This window comes from Kitasatospora sp. NPDC005856, from assembly GCF_040629945.1.
GTDB lineage: Bacteria > Actinomycetota > Actinomycetes > Streptomycetales > Streptomycetaceae > Kitasatospora.
Window position 1 is genome coordinate 1 of sequence record NZ_JBEXWT010000087.1, and the last position, 18,275, is coordinate 18,275.

3 protein-coding genes and 1 pseudogene are annotated in these 18,275 nt (G+C 73.8%); 2 read left to right on the forward strand and 2 right to left on the reverse strand.

All coding sequences use genetic code 11. The features are described from left to right. Nucleotides 1-14,381: SDR family NAD(P)-dependent oxidoreductase (locus tag ABZ449_RS34200; RefSeq protein WP_360353901.1), on the reverse strand; the 14,381-nt coding region annotated here is incomplete at its 3' end. Nucleotides 14,382-14,930: 549 nt separating this feature from the next. On the opposite strand from ABZ449_RS34200, the pseudogene ABZ449_RS34205 reads away from it, so the two are divergent. Further along, nucleotides 14,931-15,177, forward strand: a pseudogene (locus ABZ449_RS34205) (IS3 family transposase); the annotation flags it as partial. Between the two features lie 121 nt (nt 15,178-15,298). After that, complete coding sequence (locus ABZ449_RS34210; RefSeq protein ID WP_360353903.1) at nt 15,299-16,468, forward strand: cytochrome P450; 1,170 nt, start codon at nt 15,299-15,301, stop codon at nt 16,466-16,468. 158 nt (nt 16,469-16,626) lie between these two features. Here the strand turns inward: ABZ449_RS34210 and ABZ449_RS34215 are convergent, their stop codons facing one another. Continuing rightward, nucleotides 16,627-18,258: an AMP-binding protein gene (locus tag ABZ449_RS34215; RefSeq protein ID WP_360353904.1), complete on the reverse strand. Its 1,632-nt coding sequence runs from the start codon at nt 18,256-18,258 to the stop codon at nt 16,627-16,629. Nucleotides 18,259-18,275: the final 17 nt, after the last annotated feature.

Genomic DNA, 18,275 nt, shown 5'->3' on the forward strand with positions numbered 1-18,275 from the left:
GTCACGACACGGGGATCCCCCTCCGCGAGAGCGCCCAGCTCCGCCAGGAGATCGGCCCGGGTACCACCCACCACAGCCGCCCGGTGGGCCAGCATGGTGCGGGTGGTCGCGAGGGCCCGGCCGATCGCGGCCGACCCGAGCCCGGGATGGGCGGTGACGTGGTCCGCGAGCCGTCGGGCCTGGGCGCGCAGGGCGTCGTCCGTCTTGCCGGACAGCAGCCACACGGTGGGCTCCGCGGAGTCGTCCGCGGCGGGTTGTCCGGGGGCTTCCTCCGGGAACTGTTCGATGACGACGTGGGCGTTGGTGCCACTGGCCCCGAAGGCCGAGATGCCCGCGCGGCGGGGACGCCCCGTCTCCGGCCACGGCCGGGCCTCGGTCAGCAGCCGGATGTCACCGGTGTCCCACTCGACGTGCGGCGTGGGCTCCTGGACGTGCAGCGTCGGCGGCAGTTCGGCGTGCCGCATCGCCATGACCATCTTGATCACACCGGCCACGCCGGCGGCGGCCTGGGTGTGCCCGATGTTCGACTTCACCGACCCCAGCCACAACGGCTCCACCCGGTCCCGGCCGTAGGTCGCCAGCAGCGCCTGCGCCTCGATCGGGTCGCCGAGCGTCGTCCCCGTGCCGTGGGCCTCCACCGCGTCCACCTCGGACGGCTCCAACCCGGCGTTCGCCAGCGCCTGGCGGATGACGCGTTCCTGGGAGAGGCCGTTGGGCGCGGTCAGACCGTTGGACGCCCCGTCCTGATTGACCGCCGAACCCCGCACCACCGCCAGCACCCGGTGGCCGTTGCGACGGGCGTCCGACAACCGCTCCAGCAGCACCAGGCCGGCACCCTCACCCCAGGCCGTACCGTCGGCCGTCGACGAGAAGGGCTTGCACCGGCCGTCGGCGGCCAGGGCCCGCTGGCGGGAGAACTCCGTGAACTGCAGGGGGGTGACGCTCACGGTCACCCCGCCGGCCAGGGCGAGTGTGCACTCCCCCGAGCGCAGTGCCTGCGCGGCGAGGTGGATCGCCATCAGGGACGAGGAGCAGGCGGAGTCGACGGAAACGGCCTGGCCCTGGAGGCCCAGCAGGTAGGAGACCCGGCCGGAGGTGATGCTCGGCGAGATGCCGGTGGCGAGGTAGCCCTCGGTGTCGGGCGGTGCCTGGTCGGGGCTGCCGACGTAGCCGGAGGACCAGATGCCGGTGAACACGCCCGTCTGGCTGCCCCGCAACGACGTCGGATCGATCCCCGCGTCCTCGAACGTCTCCCACGCGGTCTCCAGCAGCACCCGCTGCTGCGGGTCCATCGCCAGTGCCTCACGCGGCGAGATCCCGAAGAAGTCGGCGTCGAACCCCGCCGCGTCCGCGAGGAAACCACCCGACCGCGTGTACGACGTCCCTGGATGGTCCGCATCCGGATGGAACAACCCCTCGACGTCCCATCCACGATCCGACGGAAACGCCCCGATCGCGTCCACCCCGCCCGAGACCAGGCCCCACAAGTCCTCCGGGGACCCCACCCCACCCGGATACCGGGCCCCCATGCCCACGATCACCACCGGATCGGCTCCGGCATCCACCCCACCGGTCGGCACCACCGGCACCACATCCGCGCCCTCACCGGAGAGTTCGGCCGTAAGATGGTCGGCGAGGTCGGCGGGGGTGGGGTGGTCGAAGACGAGGGTCGCGGGCAGCCGCAGGCCGGTGGCGCCGGCGAGGCGGTTGCGCAGTTCGACGGCGGTCAGGGAATCGAAGCCGAGGTCGCGGAAGGCGAGTCCGGGGGTGATCGCGGCGGTGTCGGAGTGGCCGAGGACGGTGGCGGTGTGGGCGGCGACCAGGGACAGCAGGTCCGCCGCGGGCGCCTTGGGCGTCGGCAGGGTCTGCGGCATCGCGAGGTCGGCCGTGGTCAGCGCGGGACGTCCGGCGGCCAGCGCGGTGTCGAACATGGCCAGGGCGCGTTCGACGCTGATGGGGCGGATGCCCTTGCGGGCCAGGCGTTGGCGGTCGGCCGCGGTGAGGTGGGCGGTCATGCCGCTCTCCTGCTCCCAGTAGCCCCAGGCCATCGACACGGCGGGCAGTCCGAGGGTCTGCCGGTGTGCGGCGAACGCGTCGAGGTAGGAGTTCGCGGCCGCGTAGCCGGCCTGGCCGGCGTTGCCGAGTACACCCGCGGCGGCGGAGAACAGCACGAAGGCGGCGAGGTCGTGCTCGCGGGTCAGCTCGTGCAGGTTCCAGGCGCCGTCGACCTTGGGACGCAGCACCCGGTCGAGCTGCTCCGCGGTCAGCCGTTCCACGACGGTGTCGTCGAGCACGCCGGCCGCGTGGACGACGGCGGTGAGCGGATGCGTGGCCGGGATCGAGTCCAGTACGGCCGCCAGCGCGTCCCGGTCCGCGACGTCACAGGCCACGACCCGCACGTCGACGTCCTCTTGCGCCCCCAGGTGCGCCACCGCGCCGCCGCCGCGGCTGACGAGCAGCAGGTGCCGTACCCCGTAGCGGGACACCAGGTGCCGGGCGACGGCCTGGCCGAGGGTGCCGGTGCCGCCGGTGATCAGCACGGTGCCGTCGGGGTCGATCGGCTGGGGGACGGTGAGGACGATCTTGCCGGTGTGGCGGGCCTGGCTCATCAGCCGGAACGAGTCGACGGCCTGGCGGAGGTCCGCGGCGGTGACCGGCAGCGGCTCCAGCGTCCCGTCGGCGACCATCGCCACGGCCCTGGAGAGGATGTCGCCCTGCCGCGCGGGGTCGACGTCGTTGAGGTCGAAGGCCCGGTAGATCAGGCCCTCGGGTGAGCGGACGTCCGTCTTGCCCAGCTCGACGAACCGTCCGCCGTCGGCGAGCAGCCGCAGGGAGGCGTCGGTGAGTTCTCCCGCGAGGGAGTTGAGGACGACGTCCATGGCCGGGAACCGGTCGGCGAACCGGGTGTCGCGGGACGAACCGATGTGGTCGTCCGCCAGTCCGAGGCGCCGCAGGGTGTCCCACTTGGCGGGGCTCGCGGTGGCGAAGACCTCCGCGCCGCTGTTCAGGGCCAGCTGGATGGCGGCCATGCCCACACCGCCCGCGCCGGAGTGGACCAGGACCCGGTCCCCGGGGCGCAGTTCGCCGAGGTCGAACAGCCCGTACCAGGCGGTGGTGAACGCGACGGGCACCGCCGCCGCCTCGGTGAAGCTCCAGCCGTCGGGGATCGCGGTCAGGAGCCGGTGGTCGGCGACCGCGCGCGACCCGAAGGCGCCGGGCATCATTCCCATGACGCGGTCGCCGGGCCGCCAGGCCGTGACGCCGGGGCCGACCTCGAGGACGGTGCCGGCCCCTTCGCCGCCCAACGGGGGCCGGTCCGGGTACATGCCGAGGGTGATGAGCACGTCGCGGAAGTTCAGGCCGGCCGCGCGTACGGCGACCCGGACCTGTCCGGGTTCCAGCGCGGCCTCCTGCCAGGGCAGCAGGGCCAGGTCGTCCAGTTGCCCGGTGCCGGACTCGCTCAGCCGGTACGCGCCGTCGGGGGCGGTCGGTTCCGGCGCGTACCTGGCCTGCCGCGGCACGAGGACGCCGTCCCGGCGCAGGGCCAGTTCGGATTCGTCGCCGGCTGTCATGGCGGCCCGGACCGCGTCCTCCTCGGAGGCGTCGCCCATGTCGACCAGGACGAACCGGCCGGGGTGCTCGGCGGCGGCCGACCGGACCAGGCCGCGTACGGCCGCGCCGGCCACGCCGCGGGTCAGGACGGCCAGGCGTGCGGCCGCCCGCTCCGGCTGCTCGGCCAGGAAGTCCTGGACGAGCGCGCGGGCCCGCTGGACGAGGGCGTGCACGGAGTCCGCGTCGGCTTCCGCGGTGAGGACCGGGCTCGGCACCACCTCGGTCGGCGTGCTCGCGATGAGGGGCACCCACTGGGTGTGCAGCACCGCGGCCCGGACCTCGGCGGCCGGACGGACGGTCAGTGCGGTGATGTCCGCGACCGGGTTGCCGGACAGGTCGGTCAGTGTCGCGCGGTAGGTGTCGGTGCCCGTGCGGGCCAGGTGGACCCGGGCGGACGACACACCGGTGGTGTGCACGGCGACGCCGGAGAAGGAGAACGGCAGCCGGACCCGGGTGTCGGGGCTGAGCAGGATCAGCGGCTGGAGTGCGGCGTCCAGGAGCGCGGGGTGGAGGCCGAAGCCGGCACCGTCGGGGACGGACACCTCGGCGTACAGTTCGTCCTCGCCCTGCCACAGCTCCCGCACGCCCCGGAACGCGGGTCCGTACTGGTATCCGAGTCCGGCGAGGAAGTCGTAGAACCCTTCGGGGTCCACGGGTTCGGCGTTCCTCGCGGGCCAGTCGAGGCGTCCGGCCGTCACCTGGCCGCCGAGGGTTCCGGACGCGTGGCGGACCCAGCCGTCGCCGCCCTTGGAGTGCACGGTGACCGGGCTGCGGCCGGCGTCGTCCGGGGCGCCGATCGAGACCTGGATGTCCGTGGGGGTGTCCGAGAGCGCGAGGGGCAGGTGCAGGACGAGGTCGTCGAGGGTCCCGCCGGCCAGGGTGGCGAGTTCGAGGAAGGCGGTGCCCGGGAGCAGGACCGTGCCGTTGACGGCGTGGTCGGCCAGCCAGGGGTGGGTGCGGACGGAGACGCGGCCGCTGTGCACGGTGCTCCCGTCGGGCAGCTCGACCGTCGTGCCCGCCAGCGGGTGTCCGGTGCCGTGGTCGCCGGCCGCGGGGGTGAGCCAGTAGGTGCTGCGCTGGAAGGCGTAGCCCGGCAGCCTGACGCCGTGCGGGCGGTCGTGCGGCCAGGTCACGGCGACGCCCTGGACGTGGAGGCGGGCCAGGGCGGTGTGGAACTCCCCGATGGCACCGTGGTCGCGGCGCAGGGTGCCGGTCGCCAGGCCGTCCAGGTCCTGCACCAGCACCGGGTGCGGGCTGACTTCCACGAACACCTCGTGGCCGTCGGCGGTGAGCCGGGCGGTGGCCAGGTCGAACCGTACGGGTTCGCGGAGGTTGCGGTACCAGTAGTCGGCGTCGAGGGCGGAGGTGTCGACGGGTTCCGCGGTGACCGTGGAGTAGAAGGGAATCGCCGCGGGCCGGGGCCGGATGTCCGCGAGGTCGGTCAGAAGCTGCTCGCGGATCGCCTCGACCTGCGCCGAGTGCGCCGCGTAGTCGACGGGGATGGCGCGGGCGCGTATGCCGTCCCTGGCGCAGGCTGCCAGCAGTTCGTCCAGGGCCCCGGGTTCGCCGGACACCACGACGGTCGAGGCGGAGTTGACCACCGCGACGGTGATCCGGTCGCCCCAGGGGCTCAGGTAGCCGGTGGCGTCGTCCGCGGACAGCACCACCGAGACCATGCCTCCGTGTCCGGCCAGGGCGACCAGGGCCTTGCTGCGCAGGGCGACGGCCTTGGCGGCGTCCTCCAGGGACAACGCGCCGGCCACGTACGCCGCCGCGATCTCGCCCTGCGAATGCCCCACGACCGCATCGGGTTCCACACCATGGGCACGCCACAGCGCGGCCAGCGCCACCATCACCGCGAACAGCGCGGGCTGCACCACGTCGACCCGCTCCAGCGAGCCACTGCCGGTCAGCACCTCCACCAACGACCAGTCCGTGTACGGCGCCAGCGCCGCGTCACACGCGTCGATCGCCTCCCGGAACACCGGCTCCGAGGCGTACAACTCCCCACCCATGCCCACCCACTGAGCGCCCTGCCCCGGGAACACGAACACCGAACGACCCAGCGGACGGGCGGTCCCGGTGACCAGACCCGGCGCCGTGCCGCCCTCGGCCAGGGTGCCCAGGGCCGCGGCGGTGCCCACCACCACGGCCCGGTGCTCGAACACGGTGCGGGCGGCCAGAGCGCCCCCGACCGCCGCCGGGCTCACCTCGGGACGTACGGCGGTGAAGGCGCCCAGCCGGCGCGCCTGCTCCCGCAACGCCGTCTCGGACCTGGCCGACAGCGGCCAGAGGACCCGGTCGTCCGCGCGGCCCCGGGGAGCGGGTGCGGCGGAGCCGGCCTCGGCGGGCTGTTCGAGGATGCTCTGCTCGATGATGACGTGGGCGTTGGTGCCGCTGATGCCGAAGGCGGAGACGGCGGCCCGCCGTGGCCGCCCGGTCCCGGGCCAGGCGACCGGTTCGGTGAGCAGCCGGACGCCGCCGGAGGCCCAGTCGACGTGCGGGGTGGGCGCGTCCACGTGGAGGGTTCGCGGCAGTTCGCCGTGCCGCATCGCCATGACCATCTTGATCAGGCCCGCGACGCCGGCGGCGGCCTGGGTGTGGCCGATGTTGGACTTCACCGACCCCAGCCACAACGGCTCCACCCGGTCCCGGCCGTAGGTCGCCAGGAGTGCCTGGGCCTCGATGGGGTCGCCGAGGGTGGTGCCGGTGCCGTGGGCCTCCACCGCGTCCACCTCGGACGGCTCCAACCCGGCGTTGGCGAGGGCCTGACGGATCACCCGCTCCTGGGAGGGGCCGTTGGGCGCGGTCAGGCCGTTGGAGGCGCCGTCCTGGTTGGTGGCGGAGCCCCGGACGACCGCCAGCACCTCGTGGCCGTTGCGGCGGGCGTCGGACAGGCGTTCCAGCAGCAGCAGGCCGGCGCCCTCGGCCCAGCCCGCCCCGTCGGCCGCGGCGGCGAAGGACTTGCTGCGGCCGTCGGGCGCGCTCGCCCCCTGCCGGGACATCTCGGTGAACAGCGTGGGTGCCGCGTTGACGGTGACGCCGCCGGCCAGGGCGAAGGAGCACTCTCCCGAGCGCAGCGCCTGGGCGGCCAGGTGCAGGGCCACCAGGGACGAAGAGCAGCCGGTGTCCAGGGACAGTGCCGGGCCGAGCAGGCCCAGCTGGTACGCCAGCCGGCCGGATCCCACGCTCGACGCGGTGCCGGTGACCTGGTAGCCCTCCAGGTCGTCGGGGACCGGCCCGGCGGCGTAGCCGGTGGTCCAGATGCCGGTGAACACGCCGGTGGGTGTGCCCTCCAGCGTGGTCGGGTCGATACCGGCGTACTCGATGGTCTCCCAGGCGGTCTCCAGCAGGATGCGCTGCTGGGGGTCCATGGCGAGCGCCTCGCGGGGCGATATCCCGAAGAACGCCGCGTCGAAGTCGCCGGCGGCGTCGAGGAAGCCGCCCCGGGACGTGCTCGACGTGCGGGGGCGGCTTCCCGTCGGGTCGTACAGGCGGTCGATGTCCCATCCCCGGTCGGCCGGGAATTCGCCGACCGCGTCCACGCCGTCCGCGACCAGCCGCCACAGGTCCTCGGGGGTGCCGACGCCTCCGGGGTAGCGGCAGCCCATGCCGATGACCGCGATCGGCTCGTCCGTCGCGGCCGGGGCCTGCGGCGCGTTCTGCTCGCCGGACTCGCCGGACAGGTGGGCGGCCAGCCGTGCCGGGGTGGGGTGGTCGAAGACGAGGGTGGCGGGCAGGTTCACCCCGAGCGCGGCGGTCAGGCGGTTGCGCAGTTCCACCGCGGTCAGTGAGTCGAAGCCCAGGTCCTTGAACGCCTGCCGGGGGTCCAGCCGCTCGGGGGTGGCGTGTCCCAGCACCCCGGCGACGTGGGTGGTGATCAGCTCCAGCAGGTCGGTGCCGCCGGCGGGGGGCGCGGGTCGGGGGGCCTGCGGCCGGCTGTCGGCCTCGGGCAGGTCCCGCAGCAGCCGGCTCGGCCGCGCGTGGGTGTAGGCGCGGGCGAACTGTGCCCAGTCGGCCTCGGTGACGACCGCGAGGGCCTCGTCGTGGTCGAGGACGTCCTGCAGCGCGTCGAGTGCCCGGCCCGGGTCCAGTTCGCCGAGGCCGAGCAGGGTGCGCTGGCGCTGCACGGGCTCCAGGGCCGCCATGCCGCCTTCGGCCCAGATGCCCCACGCGACGGAGGTCGTGGCGCGGCCCTGGGCGCGGTGCTGGGCGGCCAGGGCGTCGAGGAAGGCGTTGCCGGCGGCGTAGGCCGCGCCGTGGCCGTCGCCCCACACGCCCGCGGTGGAGGAGAACAGGACGAAGGCGTCGAGGTCCGGCAGGAGTTCCGCCAGGTTCGCCGCCCCGGCGACCTTGGCCGTGACGACCTCGGCGAACTCCGCCGGTGTCGTGTCGGCCAGCCTGGTCGCCCTGATCGCGCCGGCGGTGTGGAAGACCGCGCTGATGTCGCCGACGCGCTCGACGAGGTCCCGCAGGGCGTCCCGGTCGGCCACGTCGCACGCCGCCACGGTCACCCGCGCCCCGGCTGCCTCCAGTTCGTCGCGCAGGCCGGCCGCGCCGGGTGCGTCGGGGCCACGGCGGGCGGCCAGCACGATGTGCTCCGCGCCCTGCCGCGCGAGGCGGCGGGCCACGTGTCCGCCGAGCGCGCCGGTGCCGCCGGTGACCAGCACCGTGCCCCGCGGCCGCCAGGACCGCGCGGCCGGGCGCGAGGAGGCCTTGCGGCGCAGCCGCTTGGCGAAGCGTCGGGTGCCGCGGATCGCCACCTGGTCCTCGCCCGTGCCGGCGAGCACGACGAGCAGCGCGTTCACGCTCTCCTCGTCGGGCACGGCGGGAAGGTCGACCAGGCCGCCCCAGCCGTGCGGGAACTCCAGCGCCGCGGACGCGCCGGTGCCCCACGCCAGGGCCTGGGCCGGGCTGGTGACCGGGTCGGTGCCCGAGGTGCTCACGGCGCCGCTGGTCGCGCACCACAGCGGGACGGCCGCCCGCACCGGGTCCAGGCCGCGCGCCGGGTCCAGGGTGCGGACCAGGTCCAGGGTGCGGACCAGGCCCGCCGGGAGCACCGGGTGGTCGGGGTGCGGCTCCTCGTCCAGCGCCAGCAGCGACAGCACGCCGTCCGGCCCGGGCCGGGTGTCCCCGGTGTCGGCCGCGTCCCGGGTGTCGGCCACCGCGAAGCCCCGTTCGCGCAGGGCCTCGGCCCACGGGTGCCCGGTCGTGGCCAGGACGAGCCAGCGAGCCGGGTCCACCGGGGCCGCGGCAGCGCTCGTCGGCGTCCATGCCACCTCGTACCGCCAGTCGTCACGGGGCGCCGGCGGGGTCGCGGTCACCCAGTAGGGCTCGCGCTGGAAGGCGTACGTGGGCAGGTCGGCCCTGGGTGCGGTGCGGGGCAGGACCGGAGTCCAGTCGACGTCGGCTCCGGCGGCGTGGAGGCGTCCCGCCGCGGCGAGGAACTCGGTGAGGCCGCCGTGGTCGCGGCGCAGTGTTCCGGTGGCGGCGACGTCCAGCGCGGGCACCAGCACCGGGTGCGGGCTGACCTCCAGGAACAGGTCGTGGCCGTCGGCGGTGAGACGGGCGGTGGCCAGGTCGAACCGTACGGGTTCGCGGAGGTTGCGGTACCAGTAGCCGGCGTCGAGGGCGGAGGTGTCGACCGGCTCGCCGGTGACCGTGGAGTAGAACGGGATCGCCGCCGAGTGGGGCGTGATGTCGGCGAGGTCGGTGAGCAGTTGCTCGCGGATCGCCTCGACCTGGGCGGAGTGGGCGGCGTAGTTGACGGGCAGGCGGCGGGCGCGGATGCCGTCGGCCTCGCAGGCGGCCAGCAGTTCGTCCAGCACGTCGAGGCCGCCGGACACCACGACCGCCGCGGGTCCGTTCACCACGGCGGTGGTCAGCCGCTCGCCCCAGCGGGCCAGGTGGTCGGCAGCCTGGTCGACGGACAGCGCGAGGGACACCATGCCGCCCCGGTCGGCGATGTCGGCCAGTGCCCTGGAGCGCAGCGCCACGACCTTGGCGGCGTCCCGCAGCGACAGCGCGCCGGCGACGTACGCGGCAGCGATCTCCGCCTGGGAGTGGCCGACCACGGCGTCCGGCTGCACGCCGTGGGCCCGCCACAGGTCGGCCAGCGCCACCATGACGGCGAACAGGGCCGGCTGCACCACGTCGACGCGGTCCAGCGAGCCGTGGCGCAGTTCGTCGACCAGCGACCAGTCGGTGTACGGGGCCAGGGCGGCGGCGCAGGCGTCGATGCCGGCGCGGAAGACCTCGGACTGCTCGTACAGGTCACGGCCCATGCCCGCCCACTGCGCCCCCTGTCCGGGGAAGACGAACGCGGTCCCGCCGGTACGGGCCGGCAGGCCCGGCGGGAGCGCGGCCAGGCCGGACAGCAGGTCGTCCCGGTCGGCGCCGACCACCGCGGCCCGGTGCTCGAACACGGTGCGGGCGGCCAGTGCGCGGCTGATCGCGGCGGCCGGGACGTCGGGGTGGGCGGTCGCGTACGCGTGCAGCCGCTCGGCCTGGGCGCGCAGCGCGGCGTCGGTCTTCGCGGACAGCAGCCAGGCGGTGGGGGCGGTCCGGTCGGCGGGTTCGGGGAGGTGGCCGGGGTCCGGGTCGGAGGACTGCTCGATGATCAGGTGGGCGTTGGTGCCGCTGATGCCGAAGGCCGAGATGCCGGCGCGGCGCAGGTGCTCGTGCTCCGGCCACGGCCGGGCCTCGGTGAGCAGCCGGACGCCGCCGGAGGCCCAGTCGACGTGCGGGGAGGGGGCGTCCACGTGGAGGGTTCGCGGCAGTTCGCCGTGCCGCATCGCCATGACCATCTTGATCAGGCCCGCGACGCCGGCGGCGGCCTGGGTGTGCCCGATGTTGGACTTCACCGACCCCAGCCACAACGGCTCCACCCGGTCCCGGCCGTAGGCGGCCAGCAGGGCGTGGGCCTCGATGGGGTCGCCGAGGGTGGTGCCGGTGCCGTGGGCCTCCACCGCGTCCACCTCGGAGGGCTCCAACCCGGCGTTGGCGAGGGCCTGACGGATCACCCGTTCCTGCGACGGACCGTTGGGCGCGGTCAGGCCGTTGGACGCCCCGTCCTGGTTGACCGCGCTTCCCGCGACGACCGCCAGCACCCGGTGACCGTTGCGGCGGGCGTCCGACAGACGTTCCAGCAGCACCAGGCCGGCGCCCTCGGCCCAGCTGGTGCCGTCGGCCGCGGCGGCGAAGGGCTTGCTGCGGCCGTCCGCCGCGAGGCCGTGCTGGCGGGAGAACTCGGTGAAGCCCAGCGGTGTCGCCATGATCGTGACACCGCCGGCGATCGCCAGCGAGCACTCGCCCGCGCGCAGGGCCTGGGCGGCCAGGTGGACGGCGACCAGGGACGACGAGCAGGCGGTGTCCACGGACAGCGCCGGACCGCGCAGCCCGAGGTGGTAGGCGACCCGGCCGGACGTGACGCTGGTCGCGACGCCGGTGAACAGGTAACCCTCCAGGTCCTCCGGCAGGCCCGGCCCGGTCGCGTAGCCGGACGACCAGACGCCGGTGAACACGCCGGTGTGGCTGCCGCGCAGCGAGGCCGGGTCGATTCCGGCGTGCTCGAAGGTCTCCCAGGCCGTCTCCAGCACGAGCCGCTGCTGCGGGTCCGTGGCGAGCGCCTCGCGGGGCGAGATGCCGAAGAACGGAGCGTCGAATCCGGCCACCTCCTCCAGGAACCCGCCCTGGTTGATGTACGTGGTGCCCGAGCCGCGCAGTTCCGGGTCGTACAGGCCGCCCAGGTCCCAGCCGCGGTCGTCCGGGAAGTCGCCGATCGCGTCCACGCCCTCGGTGACGACCCGCCACAGGTCGTCCGGCGAGGCCACCCCGCCGGGGAAGCGGCAGCCCATCCCCACGATGACGACCGGGTCGTCGTCGTGGGCGGCCTGGACGGCGGGGGCCGACCGGTCGCCGGGGCCAGTGCGCAGCCAGTCGATCAGCTCCGCGGGCGTCGGGTGGTCGAAGACGAGACCGGAGGGGAGTTGCCGGTCCAGGGCGCCGGCCAGGCGGTTGCGCAGTTCGAGCCCGGTGACCGAGTCGAAGCCGAGGTCCTTGAAGGTGAGCGCGGGATCGATGTCCGCGGGGTTCTCGTGGCCCAGCACGAGCGCGATCTGCGCGGTGACCACGGTGGCCGCGTCGACCGTGTCGCCCGGCTCGGGGTCGCCCGTGTCCGCGCCGCCGTCCGGCCGGCCGGCCGCGACGGTCTCCGCTGCGTGCGTCCCCGGGCGGGCCGGGGTCCGTCCGCTCTGCCCGGCTGTCGCTTCGGGCAACCAGTACGAACGACGTTGGAAGGCGTACGTGGGCAGGTCGACCGGCGCGGCCTCGGCGACGGCCGGGGACCAGTCGACCGGCACGCCGGCCACGAACAGCCGGGACAGCGCGGTCAGGAAGGCGTCCGGCCCGCCCCGGCCACGGCCCAGCGTGCCGGTGGCGACGCCGGGCACGCCGGTCCGCTCGCGGGCCTGTTCCAGGCTCTGTTCGAGGGCGGGCAGCAGCACCGGGTGCGGGCTGACCTCGACCACGACGTCGTGCCCGTCCGCCAGCAGTGCGGCGGTGGCCAGGTCGAAGCGGACCGGCTCGCGCAGGTTGCGGTACCAGTAGCCGGCGTCGAGTTCCGTGGTGTCGTCGAGGAGGCCGCCGGTGACCGCGGAGTAGTACGGGATGGTGCCCTGTCGCGGCCGCACACCGTCCAGTTCGGTGTGCAGCCGCTCGCGGATCGCCTCGACGTGCGCGGAGTGGGAGGCGTAGTCCACCGGGACGACGCGTGCGCGGACGCCGTCCGCCGCGCAGGACTCGACCAGTTCGGACAGGGCCTGGGTGTCGCCGGACACCACGACCGAGCCGGTGGCGTTGACCACGCCGACCGTCAGCGCGCCGCCCCAGCGCGACACGTAGTCCTCGGCCCGCTCGGCGGACAGGGCCACGGACACCATGCCGCCCCGGCCGGTCAGCGCCACCAGCGCGCGGCTGCGCAGGGCCACGATCCGGGCCGCGTCGGACAGCGACAGCGCGCCCGCGACGTGTGCCGCGGCGATCTCGCCCTGCGAGTGCCCGACCACCGCGTCGGGCTCGACGCCGAAGGAGCGCCACAGTTCCGCCAGGGACACCATCACCGCGAACAGGGCGGGCTGCACGATGTCCACGCGGTCGAGCGGGGCGCCGTCCAGGACATCGGCCAGGGACCAGTCGGTGTACGGGGCCAGGGCCTGGGCGCACTCGTCCATGGCGGCCCGGAAGACGGGGTACGCGGCGTACAGCTCCCGGCCCATGCCGACCCACTGCGCGCCCTGGCCGGGGAACACGAAGACGGTACGGCCCGGGGTGCCGGCCCGGTCGGCGGCGACCTGGGCGGAGTCGAGCAGGACCGCGCGGTGCGCGAAGCGGGTTCTGGTGGTGGCCAGCGCGTGCGCGACCTCGGCGTCGGTCAGGTCCGGGTGGCTGCGCACGTGTTCGCGCAGGCGCCCGATCTGCGCCCGTAGCGCCTGCTTGGTCCGCGCCGTGACGATCCACGGCGCCGGCCGGGCCTCGGGGGCGGGCCGCCGGGCCGGCGGCGCGGCCGCGTCGGGCGCCTGCTCGACGATCACGTGCGCGTTGGTGCCGCCCATGCCGAACGACGACACGCCGGCGAGCAGGGGCGCGTCCGGCCGCGGCCAGGGGGTCAGAGCGGTCTGGACCCGCAGCGCCAGTGCGTCGAGGGGGATGCCGGGGTTGGGGGTTTCGTAGTTCAGACTCGGCGGCAGTGCGCGGTGGTACACGCTGAGGACGGCCTTGAGCAGACCGACGATGCCCGCGGCGCCTTCCAGGTGGCCGATGTTCGTCTTGGCGGATCCGACCCGCAGGGCACCGTCGGCGTCGCCGGACTCGGCCGGGTCGCGGTAGGCCGCCGCGAGGGCGGCGGCCTCGATGGGGTCGCCGACAGCGGTGCCGGTGCCGTGCAGCTCGACGTACTGCACATCCGCGGGACGCACGTCGGCGCGGGCCAGTGCTTCGCGGATGACCTGTTCCTGGGCCTGCGCGCTGGGCACGGTCAGGCTCCGCGTGGCGCCGTCGTTGTTGACCGCGCTGCCCCGGATGACACCGTAGACGCGGTCGCCGTCGGCCAGGGCCCGGTCCAGCGGTTTCAGGACGAGGAAGGCGCCGCCCTCGCCGCGGACGAAGCCGTTGGCCCGGGCGTCGAAGGTGAAGCAGCGGTCGTCCGGGGACAGGCCGCCGAACTCCGCCGCTCCCTCCTCGCGGGCGGCGGTCAGGTTGAGGTTCACCCCGCCGGCCAGGGCGAGCGCCGACTCGCCGCGGCGCAGGCTCTCGACCGCCAGATGCACCGCTACCAGCGCGGACGACTGGGCCGTGTCGACCGTCATGCTCGGTCCGCGCACGCCGAGGAAGTGCGAGACGCGGTTGGCGATGACGCCCCGGTTGGTGCCGGTCAGCGTGTGCGGCGTGATGTGACCGGGGTAGGTCAGGGAGGTGTAGTCCTCCCACATCGAGCCGACGAACACCCCCGTCGGGCCGCCCGTCAGCGTGCTCGGCACGATCCGGGCGTCCTCCAGGGCCTCCCAGGCGAGTTCGAGCATGAGCCGCTGCTGCGGGTCCATGCCGGCGGCCTCCCGGGGGGACACACCGAAGAACGCCGCGTCGAAGCCGTCCACCCGGTCCAGGTAGCCGCCGTGCCGTACGCCCTGCCGGCCCTCGGGCGGCGCGGTGATCGCGTCGGCCCCGTCGCACAGCAGTCGCCAGAACGCCTCCGGATCCGGGGCTTTCGGCAACCTGCCCGATATTCCGATGACAGCGACACGATCAGCGTCCGAATCCAAGGGGAAGCGCATCACATCGACACCTCGTGAGCCGGGGGGATGAAGGAAGGCGGAGTGTTTCCCGTAGCAGTCCCGATGGTGCGGCTCCGGCCGCGCGAGCGGCCGGATCATCGAGTGCGAGGGCAGCCCGGCGATTCGGTGGTATCCGAACCGGGAATAGACCGTGCTCCGGGCGTCTGGATCAGTGGAGCGGTCCTCGAAAGCGACAGCGTTGGCGACGCTCTTCGAGGGAGATGCGCTGGTGAGCTGAGCGTAGGGGGGGCGAGACGATGATCGTTCCGCCACGCGAACCGATCATGACAGCAACTTCACACCATCGCCATAGACCCGGCGAAGGATGTCTCGAACGAGGCACATCACAACGTCATATGCCTGATTGACAAAAGCACCGTGGCGAGATCCGTCCCGTGCGCCCCACGAAACGCGTCGTTTCTCACGGACGGCCCGTCGCAGTGTCCGCCGGCGGACCTGCCGGCGAATCCGCTGGTGAACCTGCCGGTGCGGTCACGGAAGTGCGTCCACGCCCTGCACCGCCATCACCGGGCGGAGTCCATGGGAACCGTCGACGCCGCCGGTGACAACGCCCTAGAATCCCTTCGCACTCGCGCAGAAGAACGTCCTCGACCGTCATCCGGCCGCCCGGGAGAACCTCCGCGCGGCGATCACCACCCGGATCGAGCGAACCGACCACCGGCGCCGCCGACAGCTCCGACCGAACCGTTCGACCCCCATCGGCTTCGAGACGATCACGAAGCGCCACCGCCCCCGGCGGTACACAACCCAACTGTCACCGATCCGCGCATCGGTCCCGGCCGTTCGCGTCCGGCACCCGGTGCCCGGTCCTGGTGACAGCCCCTCAGGAGGCAGCGATGCAAGCCACGTTTCCCTTCACCACTCCACACCACCTCGACAACGAGCCCGAAGCCGAGGCTCTGCTCGCGCAGGCTCCGGTCGTCCTCGCGACGATGGGTCCGGCAGACGTCTGGCTCGCCCTTTCCTACAAGGCGGTGCGTCAGGTTCTGAGCGACAGCCGGTTCAGCCGCGAGGCGGCCACACTTCCGGACAGCCCGCTGAAACTGTCCGTCGCATCCGACCCGCTCCTGATCTCCAGCCAGGACGGCGAGCGCCACGCCCGCCTGCGCAAGCTGATGTCGCAGGCGTTCAGCCCCCGCATGGTCGATCAGCTCGAGCCACGCGTCCAGTCCATCGTGGACTCCTTGCTCGACTCCCTCGACCCGACCGCGGATCTTGTGGCAGGTCTCTGCGCTCCACTGCCGTTGATGGTCATCTGCGAGCTGCTCGGCGTGCCCTACTCCGAGGCGGAGGCCATCCGCAGGTGGACCAGGCGGCTGTTCGTCACGAACATCACGCCGGACGAACTGCGGGCGGCACAGGGCGAGATGCAGGACTGGCTCGCCGATCTGGTGCGTCAGAAGCGGGCACGGCCGGACGACGGGTTGATCTCGGCGATGGTCGCCGCCAACGACGAGGGCGACCACCTCACCGAACCCGAGCTGCTGGCCAACCTCGAGGGCCTGCTGATCGCCGGCCACGAGACGACCGTCAACCAGCTGGGCAACTCGTTCCTGACCCTGCTGCGCCACCCGGACCAACTCGCGCTGCTGCGGTCGTCACCGGACCTGATCGGACCGGCGGTCGACGAACTACTGCGCTACAGCAGGCTCTTCACCTCGGCCGAGGTCCGGGTCACGACCGAGCCCGTCGATCTGGAGGGCGTCGAACTGGGGGCGGGCGAAGCGGTGTTGCCGGTCATCGTCGCGGCCAACCGCGACCCCGGTGTGTACCCGGATCCCGGCCGTCTCGACATCACGCGCGAAGGACCGGCAGCGCACCTCGCCTTCGGGCACGGGCCGCACTTCTGCCTCGGCGCGATACTGGCCCGCCGGGAGATGCGGGTGGCGATCGGGTCCGTGGTGAAGCGGTATCCGGGACTGCGCCTCGCCGTTGACGAGTCCGAGCTCACCTACGTGCCGGAACTGGTCTTCCGCGGCCTGCAGGCGTTGCCGGTCACCTGGTGATCCGTGGTCTCCCGTACCGCAGGCGCGGGCATCGGACGGGATCGACCGGTCGGGGCACGACACGACCGACGGCCCTTCCACCACCCTCGACCTGCGGTACGACCGGCACGGCGAACTCACCGACGGACGGCCCGGAAGCCTGCCTCGGGCAGCCGACCTCACCGGCTACGGCTTCTGCAGCTCTCCCGCAGGACGCTGCGCAGGATCTTTCCGGTGCTGCCGCGCGGCAGGCCGGCGGTGAACTCGATCGCGCGCGGGTACTTGTACGGCGCGATGTCGCTCTTGACGAAGGACTGCAGTGCGGCGACGAGCTCCTCGCCCGGCTGGCAGCCGGCCGCGAGCACCACGTACGCCTTGACGATCTCGCCGCGCCCCGGGTCCGGCGCGCCCACCACCGCGCACTCCGCGACCGCCGGGTGCCGCAACAGCGAGTTCTCCACCTCGGGCGCGGCGATGTTGTAGCCCGAGCTGACGATCATGTCGTCGGAGCGCGCCTGGAACCAGAAGTAGCCGTCGGCATCCTTGATGAACACGTCACCGGTGAGCGTCCAGCCGTCCCGCACCTGAGCTCGCTGGCGAGGGTCCGTCAGGTAGCGGCAGCCGGTCGGGCCCTTCACCTGCAGCAGGCCCGGTACTCCGTCCGGCACCTCGGCCCCGCTCTCGTCCACGACCCGCGCGCGGAAGCCCGGGACCACCCGGCCGGTGGCGCCCGGCCGGACATCCTCGCCGGCGGCCGAGATGAACACGTGCAGCATCTCGGTGGAGCCGATGCCGTCGACCAGCCGCAGCCCGGTGGCCCGCTCGAAGGCCTGCCAGGTCGCCGGCGGGAGCGGCTCACCGGCCGAAACGCACAGCCGCAGGCTGGCCAGCTCATAGTCGTCCAGCGAGTCCAGGACCCGGCGGTAGGCCGTGGGCGAGGTGAACAGCACGCTCACCCGGTGCCGGGCCACCGCCCGGAACAGCTTGTCCGGCGCCGCCTCCTCCAGCAGCAGGCTGGCCGCGCCCGCACGCAGCGGGAAGATCAGCAGACCGCCGAGCCCGTACGTGAAGCCCAGTGGCGGGCTGCCGGCGAACAGGTCGGTCGGCTCGGGCCGGAGCACCCGGGCGGAGAAGGTGTCCGCGATGGCCAGCACGTCCCGGTGGAAATGCACGGTGGCCTTCGGCACACCACTGGTGCCCGAGGTGAAGGCGATCAGCGCCACGTCGTCGGCGGCCGTCCGCACGGCCGGGAACACGCCCGTACGGGCCTTGGCCTGCCGCCCGAGCTCGCCGCCGTCGTGCACGTCGTACCGGATCACGGTCAGGTCGTCCCCGGACGCGAGCTCCAGCTCCTCGGTGAACCGCTCGTCGCACAGCGCGAACCGCACCTCGGCCTTGGCGATCACCTCGCGCAGCTCGACGGCGCGCAGCAGCGCCATGGTGGTCACGGCGATGCCGCCCGCCCTCATGACGGCCAGCCAGCAGATCGCCAGCCACGGCGAGTTGGGTCCGCGCAGCAGCACCCGGTTGCCCGGCCGCAGGCCGTAGCCGTGCACCAGCTCCTCGGCCGTCCGGTTGACCAGCTCGGCGACCTGTTCGTAGGACCACACCGTGCCCGCCTGGTCCAGCAGGCAGGGCCGGTCCCCGCCGAACCGGCCGATCGTCACGTCGAGCAGCTCCACCGCGCAGTTGAGCCGCTGCGGGTAACACAGCTCGGGCAGGTCGACGAGGATCGCGGGCCACTCCTCGACCGGCGGCAGATGGTCACGGGCGAAGGTGTCGACGTGCGCGGATCGGATCGATGCGTCCATGGCTCCTCCGGGACTCG

Bases quoted from the DNA above. Each gene is read 5' to 3' on its own strand.
- ABZ449_RS34215 (WP_360353904.1), bottom strand. From the start codon at position 18,258: ATGGACGCATCGATCCGATCCGCGCACGTCGACACCTTCGCCCGTGAC.
- ABZ449_RS34210 (WP_360353903.1), top strand. From the start codon at position 15,299: ATGCAAGCCACGTTTCCCTTCACCACTCCACACCACCTCGACAACGAG.